The organism is Sphingomonas segetis (assembly GCF_009720245.1).
GTDB classification, from domain to species: Bacteria; Pseudomonadota; Alphaproteobacteria; order Sphingomonadales; family Sphingomonadaceae; genus Sphingomicrobium; species Sphingomicrobium segetis.
Map to the genome: position 1 here is coordinate 1 of NZ_WJSQ01000278.1, position 1,541 is coordinate 1,541.

At 67.0% G+C, this 1,541-nt stretch carries 2 protein-coding genes; both read right to left on the reverse strand.

Annotation, left to right across the window (positions count from 1 at the left end; all coding sequences use genetic code 11):
* Position 1: 1 nt before the first annotated feature.
* Positions 2 to 1,156 (reverse strand): dual-specificity RNA methyltransferase RlmN, encoded by a 1,155-nt coding sequence (gene rlmN, locus GH737_RS14730; protein WP_155265512.1) that lies wholly within the window; start codon positions 1,154 to 1,156, stop codon positions 2 to 4.
* A 39-nt stretch (positions 1,157 to 1,195) separates the two neighbouring features.
* The coding region (locus GH737_RS15590) for an invasion associated locus B family protein (RefSeq protein ID WP_196233241.1) at positions 1,196 to 1,541 on the reverse strand (346 nt) is incomplete at its 5' end.

Genomic DNA, 1,541 nt, shown 5'->3' on the forward strand with positions numbered 1-1,541 from the left:
GTCAGGCCGCCTGGCGGGTCCGCCGCTTGCGCTCCGCCGCCGTCTTGAGCTGGCCGCACGCGGCATCGATGTCGCGGCCGCGCGGCGTGCGGATCGGTGCCGAAATGCCCGCCTCGAAGATGATGTTGGAAAATGCCCTGATCCGCTCCTCGTCCGAACATTCGTAAGGCGCTCCCGCCCACGGGTTGAACGGGATCAGGTTGACCTTCGCCGGCAGCCGGTACTTTCGGATCAGCCGGACGAGCTCGCGCGCATGCTCGTCGCTGTCGTTCTTGCCCTTGAGCATCACATATTCGAAAGTGATGCGGCGCGCATTGTTCGCACCGGGGTAGGCGGCGCAGGCCTCGAGCAGCTGCTCAATCCCGTATTTGCGATTGAGCGGCACGATCTCGTCGCGGATTTCCTTCGTCACCGCGTGCAGCGAAACGGCGAGGTTGACCCCGATCTCCTCACCCGCGCGCGCCATCATCGGCACGACGCCGCTGGTCGAAAGCGTGATGCGCCGGCGCGACAGGCCGAGTCCGTCCCCGTCCATGACGATCTTCAGCGCGTCCCGGACATTGTCGAAATTGTACAGCGGCTCGCCCATTCCCATCATCACGATGTTGGTGAGCATCCGCCCTTCGGGCTGCGACGGCCATTCTCCCAGCGCATCGCGCGCCAGCATCACCTGACCGACGATCTCCGCCGGCTCGAGGTTGCGCACCAGCTGCATGGTTCCGGTGTGACAGAAACGACAGTTCAGCGTGCACCCGACCTGGCTCGACACGCACAAGGTGCCGCGGTCCGCGTCGGGGATGAATACCATCTCGAAATCGTGGCCATCGTGGGTCTTCAACAGCCACTTGCGCGTGCCGTCCGACGAGACCTGCGCCTCGACCACGTCCGGCCTCGAAATGACGAAGCGCTCGGCGAACCAGCCGCGCTGCGGCTTGGCGATGTCGCTCATCTGCGCGAAGTCGATGGCCCCGCGATTGTAGGTCCAGTGCCAGACCTGCTTGGCGCGAAGCTTCGCCTGCTTCGGCTCGAGCCCTGCGGCCTCGAGCTCATGCCGGATCTGGTCCTTCGACAGCCCCACCAGCTCCACGCGCCCGTCGGCGCGGAGTGTCAAGCGCCGCGGAACGGGGACGGGATCGATCGGGCCGGGGATCGGCATCAGGCTGGTGTCGGCACTCATGGCAGGCCGCCTATCTAGTTAGCGCCGCTGGATTTTGCCAGCGCAGGCTGCCGCCGCCGCATCGATGGCAGTCGCCGCGCCGTCGAGGGAATAGGGATCGACGAAACGCCGTCCGGCCGCGTCGCGCGATTCGATCGTCATGCCTGTCGCGCCGCGCAGCGCCGCAATGATCGCCCGCTCCTGAAGCGGGCCGTCGCTCCACGCCATGTTGCCGCGCGAGACGAGCAGGAACGGCTGGCCGCCGATCCGCAGCATCACCGCCGCCCCGGTCCTCGGCATCCGCCGAAGCCGCGTGTGGAACTCGCCCCAGCGCCGCCGATCCGGCGAAAAGGTGAAGCCGGCGACCGCCTGGACCTTGCCCGTG

What these genes read in the sequence shown, in the direction of transcription:
- rlmN (WP_155265512.1), bottom strand. Translation starts at nt 1,156, where the DNA reads ATGCCGATCCCCGGCCCGATCGATCCCGTCCCCGTTCCGCGGCGCTTG.